The sequence below is a fragment of the Streptomyces sp. NPDC006624 genome (assembly GCF_040611555.1).
Lineage (GTDB): Bacteria > Actinomycetota > Actinomycetes > Streptomycetales > Streptomycetaceae > Streptomyces.
The window spans coordinates 81,969-99,432 of the sequence record NZ_JBEXOM010000018.1 but is presented as its reverse complement, the minus strand read 5'-3'; the positions used below and the strand labels follow the sequence as shown (position 1 = coordinate 99,432).

Below are 17,464 nucleotides of genomic sequence, written 5' to 3'. Positions count from 1 at the left end.
GACAGATGTGCGCCGGAAGCTAGCGGACCAACTCGCCCCAGCACCAGGGGACATGGGGAAAACCCTCGGTGCGGGCGGGCGCCGGGGGGTGCCGTGGCGTCAGCACAGGATCCAGCCGGAGCTGTACCGTCCCGCGCCCACCCTGCCCTTGAGCCACACGCAGCGGCGTCCGGCGTGCACGGTCACCGGGCCCGCGTGGTAGGCGTAGCGGCCCTCGTCGACGACCGGCCGGTTGCCGCGCGCCTGCACGCTCACCGACATCTTCCGCTTCACGCCGGGCTTCTTGGTGACGGTGACGGCGCAGACGTAGCCGCCGCGCTTGTAGACGAGCACGGTCCCGGTGGCGAACGGCAGGGTGCGGACCTTGCGGCCGGGGCACTGCGAGGCCGCGGCTGCCTGCGCCTCCCCCGGCGCGGCGACGGCGAGCAGCCCGGAGGCGGTCAGCACGGCCAGACCGAGGGCCAGCCGCCGGCGTATCGCTCCACTGTCCACTGTCGTCCTCCCGCACCGCGTCGTCCGCGTCCATCGGCGTACTGCTGTACGGACGCATGACGTACGCCGGACGGTTGCGCGGCCGACGCGGACCCGCCGGGCGGCGTCCGTCCGTCGGCGGCGCCACGGACGGACGGGACAGGCCGCCCGGCCTCCCGGCGTCAAGGAAGGGCGGGGACCCGCCACCGGCCTCCCGGCGGCACGGGAGGGCGGCAACCCGTCACCCGGCCCACCGGCGGCACGGGAACCCGGCAACCCACCATCCAGCCCACCGGCGGCACGGAAAGGCAGCAACCCGCCCGCCCTCCAGCCCACCGGCGGCACGGAAAAGCGGCGACCCGCCACCCGGCCCACCAGCGGCACCGGCGGGACACCGCGTCAAGCCCCCGGCACCGTCCGAGGCGGCACGCGACGCTCGGCCGATCCAGCCCCCGGGCTTCAGCGGCGGCACCTGCGGGAACACCACGCCCGGGCCTCCGGCCCGGCGGCGCGGTCAGCGGGAGGCGCCGACCGGCTCCTCCGGCTCGGCCGCGCCGATGAACGTGCGCCACAGCCGCGCGTAGCGGCCGTCGCGGGCCAGCAGTTCGTCGTGGGTGCCGTCCTCGGCGACCCGGCCGTGGTCCATGACGACGACCCGGTCGGCGCGGGCCGCGGTGGTGAGGCGGTGGGCGACCACGAGAGTGGTGCGGCGGCCGGCGAGGCGGTCGGTGGCCTGGTTGACCTGGGCCTCGGTGGCCAGGTCCAGGGCGGCCGTCGCCTCGTCCAGCAGCAGCACGTCCGGGTCGACCAGCTCGGCGCGGGCCAGGGCGATCAGCTGGCGCTGGCCCGCGGAGAGGTTGCGGCCCCGCTCGGCGACCTCGTGGAGGTAGCCGCCCTCCAGGGTGGCGATCATGTCGTGCGCGCCGACCGCGCGGGCCGCCGCCTCGACCTCGGCGTCGGTGGCGTCCGGGCGGCCGTAGGCGATGGCGTCGCGGACGGTGCCCTTGAACAGGTACGCCTCCTGCGGGACGACCCCCAGACGGTGGCGGTACGACGTGAGGTCCAGGTCCCTGAGGTCGGTACCGTCGACGGTGACCCGGCCGCCCGTGGGGTCGTAGAAGCGGGCCACGAGCTTCACCAGGGTCGACTTGCCCGCGCCGGTCTCGCCGACGAACGCGACGGTCTGCCCGGCCGGGATGCGCAGGGAGACCCCGTCCAGGGCCGCGTCGCCCGCGTCACCGGCGCCGTAGGCGAAGCGCACGTCCTCGAAGGCGATCTCGCCGCGCAGGGCGCGCACGCCCAAGGGCTTCTCGGCGGACTTCGTCGACGTGGGCTCGCGCAGCAGTTCCTGGATGCGGCCCAGCGAGACGGTCGCCTGCTGGTAGCCGTCGAAGACCTGGGAGAGCTGCTGCACGGGCGCGAAGAACAGGTCGATGTAGAGCAGGTACGCCACCAGCGAGCCGATGGCGAGCGTGCCGTCGTCGACCCGGGCGCCGCCCACGACCAGCACGGCCGCCGCCGCCACCGACGACAGGAACTGCACGAACGGGAAGTACACGGAGATCAGCCACTGGCCGCGGATGCGCGCCCGCCGGTAGCTGTCGCTGCGCTCGGCGAAGCGCCGCCCGCCGTCCCGCTCGCGCCGGAACGCCTGCACGATCCGCAGCCCGGACACCGACTCCTGAAGGTCGGCGTTGACCGCCGAGACCCGTTCCCGGGCCAGTTCGTACGCCTTCACGCTCGCCCGGCGGAAGAAGAACGTGGCGATGATCAGCGGCGGCAGTGTCGCGAACACGACCAGGGCGAGCTGCACGTCCAGCACCAGCAGGGCGACCATGATGCCGAAGAAGGTGACGACCGAGACGAAGGCGGTGACCAGGCCCGTCTGCAGGAACGTCGACAGCGCGTCGACGTCCGTGGTCATCCGGGTCATGATCCGGCCGGTCAGCTCCCGCTCGTAGTAGTCGAGCCCGAGGCGCTGGAGCTGGGCGAAGATCTTCAGGCGGAGCGAGTACAGGACCCGCTCGCCCGTCCGCCCGGTCATCCGGATCTCGCCGACCTGGGCGGCCCACTGCACGGCCACCGTCAGCAGCGCCAGCAGGGACGCCGCCCACACGGCGCCGAGCGCGGCCTCGGTGACGCCCGAGTCGATGCCGTGCCGGATCATGATCGGCAGCAGCAGGCCCATGCCCGCGTCGACGGCGACCAGACCGAGGCTGACCAGCAGCACCGCCCCGAAGCCGCGCAGCAGCCGGCGCAGGCCGTAGGACTCCTCCGGGCGCACGGCCCGTGACTCGTCGACGTCGGGCACGTCGGTGGCCGGGGGCAGCGCCTCCACCTGGGCGAGCAGTTCGGGGGTGGCGGGGCTCTCGGCGAGGGCGGTGTCCTTTTGCTCGCGGTCGCCGCTCCACAGCCGCGGGGTGACGCCCCGCTCGGCGTCGAACTCGGCGTCCAGCTCGTCCCGGACGGAGGTGTCCTCCCGGGGGCCGGCCGCCGGGGTGTGGCCCGGGGAGACGCCGCCCAGCTCGTCCGGGTCGGTGAGCAGCCGCCGGTAGAGGGCGGAGCGGCGCTGCAGCTCGTCGTGGGTGCCGATGTCGGCGAGCCGGCCGCCGTCCAGGACGGCGATGCGGTCGGCGAGGTTCAGGGTGGAGCGGCGGTGGGCGATCAGCAGGGTCGTGCGGCCCCGCATGACCCCCTTGAGGGCTTCGTGGATCTCGTGCTCGACCCGGGCGTCCACGGCGGAGGTGGCGTCGTCCAGGACCAGCAGGCGCGGGTCGCTGAGGATCGCGCGGGCGAGGGCGACGCGCTGGCGCTGGCCGCCGGAGAGGGTGAGTCCGTGCTCGCCGACGGTGGTGTCGTAGCCGTCGGGCAGCTCGCTGATGAAGCCGTGCGCCTGGGCGGCTCGGGCGGCCTTCTCGATCTCCTCCTGGGTGGCGTCCGGGCGGCCGTAGGCGATGTTGCTGCGGACGGTGTCGGAGAAGAGGAAGGAGTCCTCCGGGACCAGCCCGATCGCGGCCCGCAGCGACTCGGTGGTCAGCTCGCGCACGTCGTGCCCGCCGACCAGGACGGCACCGCGGGTGACGTCGTAGAAGCGCGGCAGGAGCAGGGAGACGGTGGACTTGCCGGAGCCGGAGGAGCCGACGACGGCGAGGGTCTCGCCGGGCCGGATGTCGAAGGAGAGGCCGTCGAGGACCGGGCCGGTGCTGCCGGGGGTGGCCTCGTAGCCGAAGGAGACGTCGTCGAACTCGACCGTCGCGGGGGCGTCGGCCGGCAGTTCCTTGTGGCCGTCCTTCAGGAAGGGCTCGGTGTCGATCAGCTCCAGGACGCGCTCGGTGCCGGCGCGGGCCTGCTGGCCGACGGTGAGCACCACGGCGAGCATGCGGACCGGGCCGACGAGCTGGGCGAGGTAGGTGGAGAAGGCGACGAACGTGCCGAGCGTGATGTCGCCGCGCACCGCCAGCCAGCCGCCGAGCGCGAGCATGGCGACCTGCCCGAGGGCGGGGACGGCCTGCAGGGCGGGGGTGTAGAGGGAGTTCAGGCGGATGGTGCGCATCCGGCCCGCGAAGAGCCTGCGGCTGACCTCCCGCAGCTTGCCGGTCTCCTGCTCCTCCTGCCCGAAGCCCTTCACGACGCGTACGCCGCTGACGGAGCCGTCGACCACGCCCGCGACGGCGGCGGCCTGGGCCTGGGCGTACCAGGTGGAGGGGTGCAGCCGGGTGCGGCTGCGCCGGGCGATCCACCACAGGGCGGGTGCGACGGCCAGCGCGACCAGGGTCAGCGGCACGGACAGCCACGCCATGACCACCAGGGAGATCACGAACAGCGCGATGTTCCCGATGGTCATCGGGAGCATGAAGAGCAGGCCCTGGATCAGCTGGAGGTCGCTGGTGGCGCGGCCGACGACCTGGCCGGTGGACAGCTCGTCCTGGCGGCGGCCGTCGAGCCGGGTGATCGTGCCGTACATCTCCGTCCGCAGGTCGTGCTGGACGTCGAGGGCGAGGCGGCCGCCGTAGTAGCGGCGGACGTAGGTGAGGACGTAGACGGCCAGGGCGGCGACGATCAGCAGGCCGGCCCAGGTGGTCATGGACCGGGTGTGGTCGCTGATGACGTCGTCGATGATCACCTTGGTGATCAGGGGGACGAGGGCCATGACGGCCATGCCGGCGAGGGAGGAGCCGAGGGCGAGTACGACGTCCTTGGGGTGGCGCCAGGCGTAGCCCCACAGTCGTCGTGCCCATCCCCGTTGCGGTGTCACGCCGGTGCCTTCCTGTCGTTCTGGTCTGCGTTCTGGTCTGCGTTCTGGTCTGCGTTCTGGTCTGCCGGAAGGCTCCAACGCCGCAGGCGGCGGTTTTCATCCCCGCCGACACGCAATCGCCACGTCCCGTCCATTCCCTCGGCTACATGTTCATGTCACGCTCTCGGCATCCCCTTCGTGCAACCCGCGTAGATCGGACACCCCACATGCTCGCGACACGCATCCGGCGCCGGAAGGCGTCGGCGCTCGCCACGGCCGCCGTACTCGCCGTCCTCGCCGCTCCCGCCGTCGCCGCCACCCCGGCCACGGCCACGGAGACCGCCCCGACGGCCGTGACGACGGCGGCGGACTACGACCCGGCGTACTACGAGGACGCCGTCGGCAAGAGCGGTGACAGCCTCAAGGACGCCCTCCACACGATCATCAGCGACCAGACGAAGCTGTCGTACTCGGCGGTCTGGGAGGCCCTGAAGGTCACCGACCAGGACCCGGCCGACAGCGGCAACGTGATCCTGCTGTACTCGGGCATCTCCCGCAGCAAGTCCCTCAACGGCGGTGACGTCGGCGACTGGAACCGCGAGCACGTGTGGGCCAAGTCCCACGGCGACTTCGGCACCTCCACCGGCCCCGGCACCGACCTGCACCACCTGCGCCCCGAGGACGTCCAGGTCAACTCCGTGCGCGGCAACAAGGACTTCGACAACGGCGGCGGCTCGTTCACCGACAGCGGCGGCAGCCTCACCGACTCGAACTCCTTCGAGCCGCGCGACGCGGTCAAGGGCGACGTGGCCCGCATGATCCTCTACATGGCCGTCCGCTACGAGGGCACCGACGGCTGGCCCGACCTGGAGCCCAACGACTCCGTCAGCAACGGCAGCAACCCGTACCACGGCCGCCTCCCGGTCCTGAAGCAGTGGCACCAGGAGGACCCGCCGAGCGCGTTCGAGCAGAACCGCAACAACGTCATATACGACTCCTACCAGCACAACAGGAACCCGTTCATCGACCACCCGGAGTGGGTCGAGGCGATCTGGTAGGCCGCCTCGGACGTCCCGCACGAGGCCGTCGTCGACTCCGCCGACTTCGAGGATCTCGCTTTCCGTAGCGATCGAGTCACGGAGTGGGACGGCGCGGTCTAGGCTCGCCAGGGGGTCGGATGTGACCAGTCATTCGTCACAAAGGAGTGGCCATGACCAGCACGTACGGTGACTGGCTGAGGCAGCGGCGGGAAGCGGCGGGGCTGACGCAGCAGCAGCTCGCGGACATGACGGTGATGACGCGTTCGCACATCGCCCACATCGAGGCGGGCCGCCGCGTCCCGTCCAAGGAGGACGCCCGGCGACTGGACACGGCCCTGAACACCGGCGACGTGCTGAGCAGTTTCCTGCCGACGGAGGACGTGGCGGTCGCCGACTACTTCGAGTCGGCCCGGCAGCTCGAACAACAGGCGGTGATGATCCGCGAGTTCGCCCTGTCGTTCGTTCCCGGCATCCTCCAGACGGAGGCGTACGCGCGAGCGGTCCTGAACACGGCGTTCCCTCGGGTGAGTGACGAGGAATGCGACAGGCGCCTTGTCACACGCCTTGAGCGGGCGAGGATCCTCGACGATCCGGTGACGCCGGTGGTGTGGGTGCTGCTGGACGAGGCGGTGCTACGCCGGGCTGTGGGCGGGCCGGAGGTGATGGCGGAGCAGGTCATGCACATGGTCCGCCTGGCGGAGAGAGGCCGCGTACGCGTTCACGTTCTGACGTTCGAGCTGGGTTTTCACCCACTGATGGAGAACATGCTCAGCCTCATGTGGTTCGACGACCAGCCACCCGTCGCGTACAGCGAGGGCCTCCGCATGGGGAGATTGCACGACTCCCCGTCCGTGGTACAGGAGTTGCAGGGCCGCTACGATCTCGCGATGAGTGATGCGCTGCCGCTCAAGGAGTCGATGTCCCTGCTGCGGGCCACAGCCGAGGAGTACGGACGCCGCCATGACTGATCCGATAGCCGCCAGGGCCGAAGCATCGCAGGGCTGGCGCGCGTCGTCCCACAGCAACAGCGAGGGCGGCAGCTGCCTGGAGGTGCTGGACGGACACCCGGCAGGCGTACCCGTCCGGGACTCCAAGGTCCCGGACGGCCCGGCCCTGGTCTTCGGCGCCGGAGCGTGGTCGCCGTTCGTGTCGGCCCTCAAGGCGGGTTTCCCCTCCTGGCAAGGAGAGCGACCACGGCAAGAGCACCAACTCGCAGTCGACTTGCGGCTCGCAGACCGCCGCCTCTCGCGGCCGGGCCAGTCGACGATCCACCGTCCGGACCCGTCCGACATCGGCTGATTCCCCGGCACCCGCCCTACCGGCGCACCCTGACGACCTCGGGCCCCCGGTCCGGGGCCGGCGGCGCGTCCCCGATCATGGACACCGGGTGTCCGGCGAACGGTGAAGGGAAGCACGCGGTGGGCCACTGCCTCGAGATGAGCACCGGCGACATGAGAACGGTGGTGCGGCTGCTCACCTCGGTGGAGCGGAGCGAGCAGCAGGAGCGCACGCTGGCCCGGATCCGCGCGGAGTGCGCGCGCACGGACGCCCGCTTCCGGGAGCAGGGCATCGACCTGGAGGTGTCCATCCGCCAGGCCCTGGACGAACTCGTCGACGGCACCCCGAGCACCGACCTCTGCCCCGCGTACAGCTACGCCTTCTACCAGGCCGTCGCCGCGCACTTCTCCGACCCCACCGACCTCGGCACCTGGCGGCGGCCGTCGTGGTTCTACGCGCTGGACGACGAACTGGCCCACCACGGCGTGCCGTCCGACCTGCTCCCCGGCACGTTCCTGTTCAGCGGCCCGCCGCTGCGCCTGCCCCACCCGGGCGACGCGGTGCCCGCCATCGGCACCCTGCCGGCCCGGCGGGCCGCCGCCCTCGCGGACGCCTACGAGTCCGTACTCGTCCGGCTGAGCCCCGAATTCCGTGACGCTGCACGCCGGTTCGCCGAGGCGATGCGGTTCGAGGCGGCGGAGTGGGAGAGCGCGCGCAGGCGCGGGACGAACCCGGACACGCTGCTGTTCTGGTTCCACTGACCGCTGCGGGAACGCCCGACGCCGCTCCTCGTACGGAGCGCCGCCCGTGCGTAGCAGGGGTGCGCCGGGGCCTCGCTCAGTCCAGGTGCGTCGGCGCGAACATCCGCAGCACCGCGGGCAGCAGGACCACCGAGGGCCCGGGCGTCCGCAGCGCCTTGGCGAGGTCCCGCTCCAGGCTCTCCGGGCTCGTCCGGACCCCGGGGACGCCGAAGGACTCCGCCAGGGCCACGTAGTCGGGCCGGGTCAGCTCCGTCGCGGTGGCCTGGCCGAACGCGTCGTTCATGTACTCCCGCAGGATGCCGTAGCCGCCGTCGTCGACGATGAGCCAGGTGACGTCCAGGTCGTACTGGCGGGCGGTGGCCAGCTCGGCGATGGAGTACAGGGCGCCGCCGTCGCCGGAGACCGCGAGGACGGGCCGGGTCGGGTCGGCCGCCGCCGCGCCGAGTGCCGCCGGGAAGCCGTAGCCGAGGCCGCCGGCGCCCTGGGCGGAGTGCATGTGGTTGGGGCCCTTGGCGTCGAAGGCCGACCACGCCCAGTACGCGAGGATCGTCATGTCCCAGAAGGACGGCGAGTCGGCGGGCAGCGCCCTGCGGACGGACGCCAGCACGTCCTGTTCCAGGGTGAGTTCCTGGGCGGCGATGCGGTCGGCGACCTTGCCGAGCAGCTCCCGGACCCGGTCCGGCGCCGTCCCGTCCTCCCTGGGCGACACCGTCTCCAGCAGCGCCTGCAGGGCCAGGCGGGCGTCCGCGTGGATGCCCAGGCCCGGGTGGTTGGACTCCAGCTTGCCGAGGTCGGCCTCGATCTGGACGACCCGGCCGCGCGGCCTGAACGTGTGGTAGTTCGAGGAGAGTTCGCCCAGTCCCGAGCCGACGACCAGCAGGACGTCCGCGTCCTCCAGGAAGTCGGTGGTGTGCCGGTCCTCGATCCAGGACTGCAGCGACAGGGGGTGCGTCCAGGGGAACGCGCCCTTGCCGCCGGGGGTGGTGACCACCGGGGCCTGGATCAGTTCCGCGAGCTGCCGCAGCTTGCCGCTCGCGTCCGCCCGCACCACTCCGCCGCCCGCGATGATCGCCGGCCGGATGGCCTTCGACAGCAGGTCGGCGGCGACGGCGGTCAGTTCGGGGCGCGGCGGCAGTTCCTCCGGGAAGGCGTCACCGCCCGTCACCACCGGGATCGCCGTCCCGGCGAGCAGCACGTCCTGCGGGATCTCCACCCACACCGGGCCGTGCGGGGCCGACAGCGCCGACTTCCAGGCCGCCTCGATCGCGGACGGGATCTGCGACTGCGTGCGGACGGTGTGGACGGACTTGACCACACCCCGGAACGAGGCCGCCTGGTCGGGGAGTTCGTGCAGATAGCCGTGCCGCCCGCCGCCCAGGCCCGCCCGCGGGACCTGGCTGCTGATCGCCAGCACGGGCGCGGAGGCGGCCGCCGCCTCCTGGAGCGCGGCGAGGGACGTCAGCGCGCCCGGCCCGGTCGACAGCAGCAGCGGCGCGGCCTCGCCGGTGATCCGGCCGTAGGCGTCGGCCGCGAACCCGGCGTTGTTCTCCACGCGCAGGCCGATGTACCTCAGGTCGGAGCGGCGCAGCGCGTCGAACATGCCGAGGGCGTGCTGGCCGGGCAGGCCGAAGACGGTCGTCGCGCCGAGGGCGGCCAGGGTCTCCACGACCAGGTCTCCGCCGTTGCGGCCGTCAGGAGGGTTCAGCGCGGCCTCCGTCTGGGCGGGTGTCGGGCGGAGCACCAGGTCGTGGTCGTGGGTCACTTGGCTTCCGAGTCCTTCCGGGCCGCGGCGATCTGGCGGGACATGATCGTGGTCAGTTCGTACGCCGTGTGGGACGCGGCCACCGACGTGATCTCCGCGTGATCGTACGCGGGCGCCACCTCGACGACGTCCGCGGAGACCAGGTTGCAGGAGGCCAGGCCGCGCAGGATCTCCAGCAGTTCGCGCGAGGTCATGCCGCCGGCCTCGGGCGTGCCGGTGCCCGGGGCGTGGGCCGGGTCGAGGCAGTCGATGTCGATGGAGATGTACAGCGGCCGGTCGCCGATGCGCTGGCGGAGCTGGTCGGCGACCTCGTCGGCGCCGCGCCGGTAGACGTCGGCCGAGGTGACGATGCCGAAGCCCATCTTCTCGTCGTCGGTGAGGTCCTGCTTGCCGTAGAGCGGGCCGCGGGTGCCGACGTGGGAGAGGGCGGAGGTGTCGAGGATGCCCTCCTCGACCGCGCGGCGGAACGGGGTGCCGTGCGTGTACTCGGCGCCGAAGTAGGTGTCCCAGGTGTCGAGGTGGGCGTCGAAGTGCAGCAGGGCGACCGGGCCGTGCTTCTTCGCGACCGAGCGCAGCAGGGGCAGCGCGATGGTGTGGTCGCCGCCGAGGGTCATCAGGCGGGCGCCCGTGCCGAGCAGGTCGTCCGCGGCGGCCTCGACGGTCTCCACGGCCTCGTTGATGTTGAACGGGTTCACCGCGATGTCGCCGCCGTCCGCGACCTGGGCGAGGGCGAACGGGGAGGCGTCCTGCGCCGGGTTGTACGGGCGCAGCAGCCGGGACGCCTCGCGGATCGCGTTGCCGCCGAAGCGGGCGCCCGGCCGGTACGAGACACCAGAGTCGAACGGCACGCCCACGACGGCGACGTCGGCCCGGCCGACCTCGTCCAGCCGGGGCAGCCGGGCGAAGGTCGCGGGACCGGCGTACCGGGGGACGCGGGAGGAGTCGACGGGCCCGCGGGGAGTCTCGTTGCTGCTCATGGAGAAATGCCTTCTTTCCTACGCTTCATCGCGTATGTGCTGCTTGCTCTACGACTCTACTGGGAAGCCGGGACCGGTTCGGACGGGCGTTCGGGAGAGCGCCCGGCGAGCCGCTCGCGCCAGGCGGCGAGCACGGCGGCGTCGGTGGCGGGGGTGGCCAGGGAGACGACCAGGTAGGCGGCGAGGGAGGCGAGCAGGCCGTAGTAGACCGGCTCGTTGGCGAGGATGCCCCGGGTCGCCATCAGCACGATCACCGCGACGCCGCCGACCACCACGGAGGCCAGGGCGCCGTGCACCGTGCCGCGCCTCCACACCAGCCCGCCGAGGATCGGCACGAGCAGACCGCCGACGAGGAGGTTGTAGGCGACGGTCAGGGCCTCCACGACGTTGTCGATGGCGATGGCCGTGGCGATGACGGCGAGGCCCATCAGCAGGATGAAGGCGCGGTTGCCCTTCACCTCGTCGCGGTCCTCCGCGGCCTCCGTCCTGCCGAGGCCGCGCAGCCGGGACCAGATGTCGTTGTTGGCGACGGTGGCGCAGGCGATCAGCGCGCCGGAGGACGTCGACATCACGGCGGCCAGGGCGGCGGCCAGCACCAGGCCGCGCACCCCGACGGGCAGCTCGTCCTTGACGATCGTCGCGAAGGCGTCGTCCGCGCTTCCCAGCTTCGGGTACAGCACCTTGGCGGCCGTGCCGATCACGGCGCCGGCGAGGGCGTAGGCGAGGCAGTAGGTGCCGGCGACGGTCCCGCCCCACTTGGCGGTGCGGTCGCTGCGGGCGGTGAAGACGCGCTGCCAGATGTCCTGCCCGATGAGCATGCCGAAGGTGTAGATCAGCACGTAGGTGAAGATCGTCTCGCCGCCGATGCCGAGCGGGTCGAAGTACTCGGTGGGCAGTTGGGCCTTCATCTCGGCGAACCCGCCGGCCTTGACGACGGCGATGGGCAGCAGCAGGAGCAGCACGCCGACGGTCTTCACGACGAACTGCACCATGTCCGTCAGGGTGATCGACCACATGCCGCCGAGCGTGGAGTACGCCACCACGATCGAGCCGCCGAGCACGATCGCGAGGGTGCGGTTCAGGTCGAACAGGACGTCGAAGATCGTGGCGTACGCGATGGTCGAGGTCACCGCGAGCATCAGCGTGTACGCCCACATGACGACACCGGAGATGATCCCGGCCCGGCCGCCGCCGTACCGCAGGTCGAGCATCTCGGAGACGGTGTAGACCTTCAGCCGGGCGATGCGGGCGGAGAAGAAGACGGACAGCGCCAGCAGGCCGAGGCCGATGGTGAAGACCATCCAGGCACCGGAGAGGCCGTACTGGTAGCCCAGCCCCACCCCGCCGATGGTGGAGGCGCCGCCGAGGACGATCGCCGCCATGGTGCCGGAGTACATGGTCGGGCCGAGGCGGCGGCCGGCCACGAGGAACTCGCTCTTGGACCGGGCGCGGCGCATGCCCCACCAGCCCATGGCCAGCATTCCGGCCAGGTAGACGACGATCACGAGGTAGTCGACGGCCATGGGGCCTCCTTCGCACACGCTCGCTCGTGGGGACGAGGTTGACGAGGACTGACCCTAGGTGGCCGGAAAGCGACTGCGAAGTGTACGTTTCATCCATTCGAGCCGCACCGAGTGGAGGGAACGCACACCATGCCGGATCCGGCGGTCCCGCCCACTCCGCCGGTCGCGCTGCCCGCCCTGCTGGCCCGGGAGGACCTGGCCCTGCGGCACATCGCCGGGCCGTCCGCGCCCGGCGTCGTCGTCCACTGGGTGCACACCTCCGAGATGGCGGACCCGTACCCGTATCTGCTGGGCGGGGAGCTGCTGCTCACGGCGGGCGTGCACGTCCCGGAGGGGGCGGGGCCGGACTACTTCGACGGGTACGTGTCCCGGATCGTGGCGGCGGGCGGCGCGGCGTTGGGCTTCGGGCTCGCGCCGGTGCACGACACGGTGCCGCAGGCGCTGGCCGCGGCCTGCGACCGGCACGGGCTGCCACTGCTGGAGGTGCCGCCCCGGACCACGTTCTCAGGCGTGGCCCGCGCGGTCTGGCAGCTGATGGCGCAGGCCCGCCTGTCCGAACTGCGCCGGGTGACGGAGGCCCAGCAGAGCCTCGCCTCGGCCGCGTCCCGTCCCGACCCGGTCCCCTCCGTCCTGCGCCGGCTCGCCCAGCGGCTGGGCGGGTGGGCGGCGCTGTACGGGCCGGAGGGGACGGAGATCGCGGGAGCGGGGCGGGAGCCGGAGGACGAGGCGCGCCAGGCGCTGGCACGGCTCGCGGAGGTGGTGCGGCCGGGCGAGGGCCCGGGCGAGCGCGCCGCCCCCGCCTCCGCGACCGACTCCGCCGCCGGCCTCCACCTCGCCGCCTGGGGTCTGGGCGCCGGGCAGGGATTCGTGCTCGCGGTCGCCACCCCGCGGCGGGCCCCCGGCGACCACACCGTCGCCTCCGTCGCGGCCGTGCTGCTGACCCTGCTCACCGGCGAGCAGCTCAGCGGCACCGGCACGGCCCGTTCCTCCGCCCTGGTCCGGCTGCTGCTGGGCGCCCGGCCCGAGGAGGTCGCCCCGCTGCTGGGCGACGGGCCGTGGGTCGTCGTGCACGCGCGGCCCGACACGGACGGCGCCCCCGGCCCCGTCGCGGCCTCCGCGGTGGGTGCCGCGCTCGGTTCCGCCCTGGCCGACCCGGCGGGCGAGACCGTACGCGTCCTGGTCCCGGCCGGCCGGGCACCGGACCCGCTGCCCGGCTGGACCCTGGGCGTCAGCGCCCCCGCCGGCCCGGAGGACTGGGCCGCCGCCGACACCCAGGCAGCCCGCGCCCTGGCCCGGGCCCGCGCGACCCGCGCCCCGCTGGTCCGGCACAGCGCCCGCCCCGCCCTGGCCGACCTGGTGCCGCCCGGCGAGGCGGCGGCCCACGCCCGCACGCTCCTGGCCCCCGTCACGGACCACCCGGCCCTCACCGAGACCCTGCGCACCTGGCTCTCCCTGCACGGCAGTTGGGACCGCACGGCCGTCGCCCTGTCCGTGCACCGCAACACCGTCCGCCAGCGCGTCGCCCGCTGCGCCGCCCTGCTGGGGGCGGACCTCGACGACCCGGACGTCCGGATGGAACTCTGGTTCGCGCTGCGGCGGCTGTGAGTACCCGAGCGGGGTCCGTCTGAGTACGTGACGCACGTCCCAGCGTGCGATACGCCAGGGACGCCCACAGGCGGCTGCCCCACAATGGATGCCATGCCGATATCCGGGACACCCAGCCGCGCCGAACTCGTCGAACACCTCGTCAGGACGCGCATCGCGGGCGACGTCGCCACCCCCCGCGAGAACAACCTCTCCCACTACCGCAAGCTGGCGAACGGCGACCGCCACTACTGGCTCGGCCTGGAACTCGGCGACCGCTGGAGCGACGAGCAGGACGTCCTCGCGGTGATGGCGGAACGGGCCGGTGTGAACGACGACCCGGAGCACCGCTACGGGCAGGACACCATCGACCCCGAGCTGACGGTCGCGGCCCTGGAGCGCCTCGCCGGCCGGCTGCGCAAGGCGGCGGACGGCGGCCAGCGCGTGCTGTTCGCCACCGGCCACCCCGGCGGCCTGCTCGACGTGCACCGTGCGACCGCGCAGGCCCTGCGCACGGCCGGCTGCGAGATCGTCGTCATCCCGGACGGCCTGACGACGGACGAGGGCTACGTCATGCAGTTCGCGGACGTGGCCGTCCTGGAGCACGGCGCCAGCCTGTGGCACACCCACTCGGGCGAACCGATGAAGGCGATTCTCACGGGCCTGGAGCGCGAGGGCCGCCCGCTGCCCGACCTGGTCGTCGCCGACCACGGCTGGGCGGGGTACGCGGGGCAGCACGGCGTCGACTCCGTCGGCTACGCCGACTGCAACGACCCGGCCCTCTTCATCGCCGAGGCGGAGGGCACCGTGCAGGTGACGGTGCCCCTCGACGACCACGTGGTCAGCCCGCGCCACTACGACCCGATGACGGCGTACCTGCTCGCGGAGGCGGGCCTCAGCTAGCGCCCGGCCCGCCGGCGCCCGGCCCGCGCGGGACGCGGACCACGCCCTCCTGGATGACGGTGATGGCCAGCCGCCCGTCCTGCGTGTAGATGCGGGCCTGGCCCAGTCCCCGGCCGCCGGACGCGGACGGGGACTCCTGGTCGTACAGCAGCCACTCGTCGGCGCGGAACGGCCGGTGGAACCACATCGCGTGGTCCAGCGAGGCCCCGACGACGTCCCCCACGGCCCAGCCGCCGCGCCCGTGCGCGAGCAGCACCGAGTCGAGCAGCGTCATGTCGGAGACGTACGTGGCGAGGACGACGTGCAGCAGAGGACCGTCGGCGAGCTTGCCGTTGGTGCGGAACCAGACCTGCGAGTGCGGCTCGCGCGGCTCGCCGAACCTCCCGTACGGCGGCTCGTCGACGTACCGCAGGTCGACGGCGGCCCGTGCCTCGAGGAACCGCTCCACGACCCCCGGGTCGAGGTGCGCGTAGCCGCGCAGCCGCTCCTCACCCGTGGGCAGCGTGGCCGGATCGGGCGAGGGGGGCATGGGCTCCTGGTGGTCCAGGCCGTCCTCGGCCACCTGGAAGGAGGCCGAGAGGTGGAAGATCGGCTTGCCGTGCTGGACGGCGACCACCCGCCGGGTGGTGAAGGAGCGGCCGTCGCGGATCCGGTCGACGGTGTAGACGATGGGCGCGCCGGGGTCGCCGGGACGCAGGAAGTACGCGTGCAGCGAGTGCGCGGGACGGTCCTCGGGGACCGTCCGCCCGGCGGCGACGAGCGCCTGGGCCGCGACCTGCCCGCCGAAGACCCGCGGGACGACGGCGGACCGGGACCGGCCGCGGAAGATGTCCTCCTCGATCTGCTCCAGGTCGAGCAGATCGAGGAGGTCCTGAAGTGCCTGGCTCATGAGGACTGTTGTACCGGCCAATGACTACGGCCGGCTTACAGCCCCATGTCCTTCGCGATGATCGACTTCATGATCTCGCTGGTGCCGCCGTAGATGCGGTTGACGCGGTTGTCCGCGTACAGGCGGGCGATCGGGTACTCGTTCATGTAGCCGTAGCCGCCGTGCAGCTGGAGGCAGCGGTCGATGACGCGGTGCGCGACCTCGGTGCAGAACAGCTTCGCGGAGGCGGCCTCGGCGGGCGTCAGCTCACCGGCGTCCAGGGCCTCGGTGGCGCGGTCGGCGACGGCCTCGGCGGCGTCCACCTCGGCCTGGCAGGCGGCCAGTTCGAACTTGGTGTTCTGGAAGGCCGCGACCGGCTTGCCGAAGACGGTGCGCTCCTGCACGTACTGCTTGGCGAACCGGACGGCGGCCTTGGCCTGGGCGTAGGCGCCGAAGGCGATGCCCCAGCGCTCGGAGGCCAGGTTGTGGCCGAGGTAGGAGAAGCCCTTGTTCTCCTCGCCGAGGAGGTCCTCGACGGGGACCTTGACGTCGACGAACGCGAGCTCGGCGGTGTCGGAGGTGCGCAGGCCGAGCTTGTCGAGCTTGCGGCCGACGGAGTAGCCCTCGGACTTGGTGTCCACGGCGAACAGGGAGATGCCGTGCCGGCGGTCCTCGGCGGTGGGCGCGGAGGTGCGGGCGCACACGATCACGCGGTCGGCGTGCACGCCGCCCGTGATGAAGGTCTTGGCGCCGTTGAGGACGTAGTGCGTGCCGTCCTCGCTCAGCTTGGCGGTGGACTTCATGCCCGCGAGGTCGGAACCGGTGCCCGGCTCCGTCATCGCGATGGCCCACATCTCCTCGCCGGTGACGAACTTCGGCAGGTACCGCTTCTTCTGCTCGTCCGTCGCCAGCATCTTGATGTACGGCAGGGCGAGCAGCACGTGCACGCCGGAGCCGCCGAACTGGACACCGGCGCGGGCGGTCTCCTCGTACAGCACGGCCTCGAACTTGTGCGACTCCAGGCCGGCACCGCCGAACTCCTCCGGCACGTTGATGCCGAAGATGCCCAGCTCACCGAGCTTGTAGTAGAAGTCGCGGGGCGCCTGACCCGCCGCGAACCACTCGTCGTACACGGGTACGACCTCGGCCTCGATGAAGGCGCGGATGGTCTCCCGGAACGCCTCGTGATCCTCGTTGAACACCGTACGGCGCACGCCGCCACCTCCACGGACCTCAGCATGTCTAAGCGCTTGCTCACTCAAGATACCGGCGAGTATCAACCACCGTCCAGGGTGGGGGCGGGGTAACGCTCGTCACGCCGCGGGGACGCCGGGTGAACCCGGGGCGAGGTGCACCTGTCGAGGCACCCGAGGTGCCGGAGGGCTGAGATGCCGAGGGGCCTGAGATACCGGGAAGCCCGAGATGCCGAAGGGCGTGAGGTCAGCCCTCCGCCGCCGCGAACGCCCCCCGCGCCATCCGGTGCAGCAACTCCGCCGTCGCCCCCCGCCCCGGCAGCGACCCGCCCCTCCCCAGGTGCGGCGTCGAGTTCAGCAGCCCGAACACCGAGTGCACGGCGGACCGCGCCGCCGGCTCCCCCAGCCCCGGGTAGACCTTCCGCACGACCTCCACCCACAGCTCCACGTACTGCCGCTGCAGCTGCCGCACCATCTTCCGGTCGCTGTCCCGCAGGCGGTCCAGCTCCCGGTCGTGCAGGGTGATCAGAGGCCGGTCGTCGAGCGCGAAGTCGATATGCCCCTCGATCAGCGAGTCGAGCACCCCCTCCGGCCCACCCCCGTCCGCCTCCGCCAGCCTCCGCTTCGCCCCGGTCAGCAACTGCCCGCTGATCCCCACCAGCAGCTCCGCGAGCATCGCGTCCTTGCCCGCGAAGTGCCGGTAGAGACCGGGCCCGCTGATCCCGACCGCGGCGCCTATCTCGTCGACTCCGACCCCGTGGAAGCCCCGCTCGGCGAACAGCCGCGCGGCCTCCTTGAGGATCTGCTCACGGCGGGTGGGGGCGTCGGTTCTGGTGGCCATGAAATCAATTCTAGACAGGGAGGTTAGCG

General features: G+C 72.5%; 13 protein-coding genes and 1 pseudogene. 6 read left to right on the top strand and 8 right to left on the bottom strand.

Annotation, left to right across the window (positions count from 1 at the left end):
- Nucleotides 1–99: 99 nt before the first annotated feature.
- Together ABZY20_RS28400 and ABZY20_RS28395 are read right to left on the bottom strand one after the other, a co-directional pair.
- Complete coding sequence (locus ABZY20_RS28400) at nucleotides 100–492, bottom strand: hypothetical protein (protein WP_356444931.1); 393 nt, start codon at nucleotides 490–492, stop codon at nucleotides 100–102.
- Nucleotides 493–985: 493 nt separating this feature from the next.
- Complete coding sequence (locus ABZY20_RS28395; RefSeq protein WP_356444930.1) at nucleotides 986–4,726, bottom strand: ABC transporter ATP-binding protein; 3,741 nt, start codon at nucleotides 4,724–4,726, stop codon at nucleotides 986–988.
- A gap of 206 nt (nucleotides 4,727–4,932) precedes the next feature.
- Between ABZY20_RS28395 and ABZY20_RS28390 the strand changes: the two genes are divergently transcribed.
- From ABZY20_RS28390 to ABZY20_RS28375, 4 genes and pseudogenes are all read left to right on the top strand, one after another.
- Nucleotides 4,933–5,763 carry an endonuclease gene (locus tag ABZY20_RS28390; protein ID WP_356444928.1) on the top strand — a complete coding sequence of 277 codons (831 nt, stop codon included), beginning with the start codon at nucleotides 4,933–4,935 and terminating at the stop codon, nucleotides 5,761–5,763.
- 152 nt (nucleotides 5,764–5,915) lie between these two features.
- A complete protein-coding gene (locus ABZY20_RS28385) occupies nucleotides 5,916–6,713 on the top strand; it encodes a helix-turn-helix transcriptional regulator (RefSeq protein WP_356444926.1) in 798 nt (265 codons plus the stop codon).
- Nucleotides 6,706–6,918: pseudogene (locus ABZY20_RS28380) on the top strand (DUF397 domain-containing protein); the annotation flags it as partial. The gene ABZY20_RS28385 and the pseudogene ABZY20_RS28380, both read left to right, overlap by 8 nt.
- Nucleotides 6,919–7,196: 278 nt before the next feature.
- The gene (locus ABZY20_RS28375; RefSeq protein WP_356444924.1) at nucleotides 7,197–7,784 is read left to right on the top strand and encodes a hypothetical protein; all 588 of its coding nucleotides are present in this window, start codon (nucleotides 7,197–7,199) and stop codon (nucleotides 7,782–7,784) included.
- A gap of 76 nt (nucleotides 7,785–7,860) precedes the next feature.
- Here the strand turns inward: ABZY20_RS28375 and ABZY20_RS28370 are convergent, their stop codons facing one another.
- Genes ABZY20_RS28370 through ABZY20_RS28360 form a run of 3 tightly spaced genes read right to left on the bottom strand, consistent with a single transcriptional unit; the run spans nucleotide 7,861 to nucleotide 12,046 of the window.
- Nucleotides 7,861–9,546, bottom strand: a complete 1,686-nt coding sequence (locus tag ABZY20_RS28370; protein ID WP_356444922.1) for a thiamine pyrophosphate-binding protein — start codon at nucleotides 9,544–9,546, stop codon at nucleotides 7,861–7,863.
- Nucleotides 9,543–10,523, bottom strand: a complete 981-nt coding sequence (gene speB, locus ABZY20_RS28365; RefSeq protein WP_030838119.1) for an agmatinase — start codon at nucleotides 10,521–10,523, stop codon at nucleotides 9,543–9,545. The genes ABZY20_RS28370 and speB overlap by 4 nt, the downstream gene beginning before the upstream one ends.
- 56 nt (nucleotides 10,524–10,579) lie before the next feature.
- On the bottom strand, nucleotides 10,580–12,046 hold the full coding sequence (locus tag ABZY20_RS28360; RefSeq protein ID WP_356444920.1) for a sodium:solute symporter: 1,467 nt from the start codon (nucleotides 12,044–12,046) through the stop codon (nucleotides 10,580–10,582).
- Between the two features lie 129 nt (nucleotides 12,047–12,175).
- On the opposite strand from ABZY20_RS28360, the gene ABZY20_RS28355 reads away from it, so the two are divergent.
- Complete coding sequence (locus ABZY20_RS28355; protein WP_356444918.1) at nucleotides 12,176–13,651, top strand: PucR family transcriptional regulator; 1,476 nt, start codon at nucleotides 12,176–12,178, stop codon at nucleotides 13,649–13,651.
- Nucleotides 13,652–13,744: 93 nt separating this feature from the next.
- Entirely contained in the window at nucleotides 13,745–14,533 is a 789-nt protein-coding gene (locus tag ABZY20_RS28350) for a phosphatase (protein WP_356444916.1), read from the top strand.
- Here the strand turns inward: ABZY20_RS28350 and ABZY20_RS28345 are convergent.
- From ABZY20_RS28345 to ABZY20_RS28335, 3 genes are all read right to left on the bottom strand, one after another.
- A complete protein-coding gene (locus ABZY20_RS28345) occupies nucleotides 14,526–15,422 on the bottom strand; it encodes an acyl-CoA thioesterase II (protein ID WP_356444914.1) in 897 nt (298 codons plus the stop codon). The genes ABZY20_RS28350 and ABZY20_RS28345 overlap by 8 nt on opposite strands.
- A gap of 35 nt (nucleotides 15,423–15,457) precedes the next feature.
- Nucleotides 15,458–16,615: an acyl-CoA dehydrogenase family protein gene (locus ABZY20_RS28340; protein ID WP_356444913.1), complete on the bottom strand. Its 1,158-nt coding sequence runs from the start codon at nucleotides 16,613–16,615 to the stop codon at nucleotides 15,458–15,460.
- Nucleotides 16,616–16,841: 226 nt separating this feature from the next.
- A complete protein-coding gene (locus ABZY20_RS28335; protein WP_356444911.1) occupies nucleotides 16,842–17,435 on the bottom strand; it encodes a TetR/AcrR family transcriptional regulator in 594 nt (197 codons plus the stop codon).
- Between the last annotated feature and the right edge of the window lie 29 nt (nucleotides 17,436–17,464).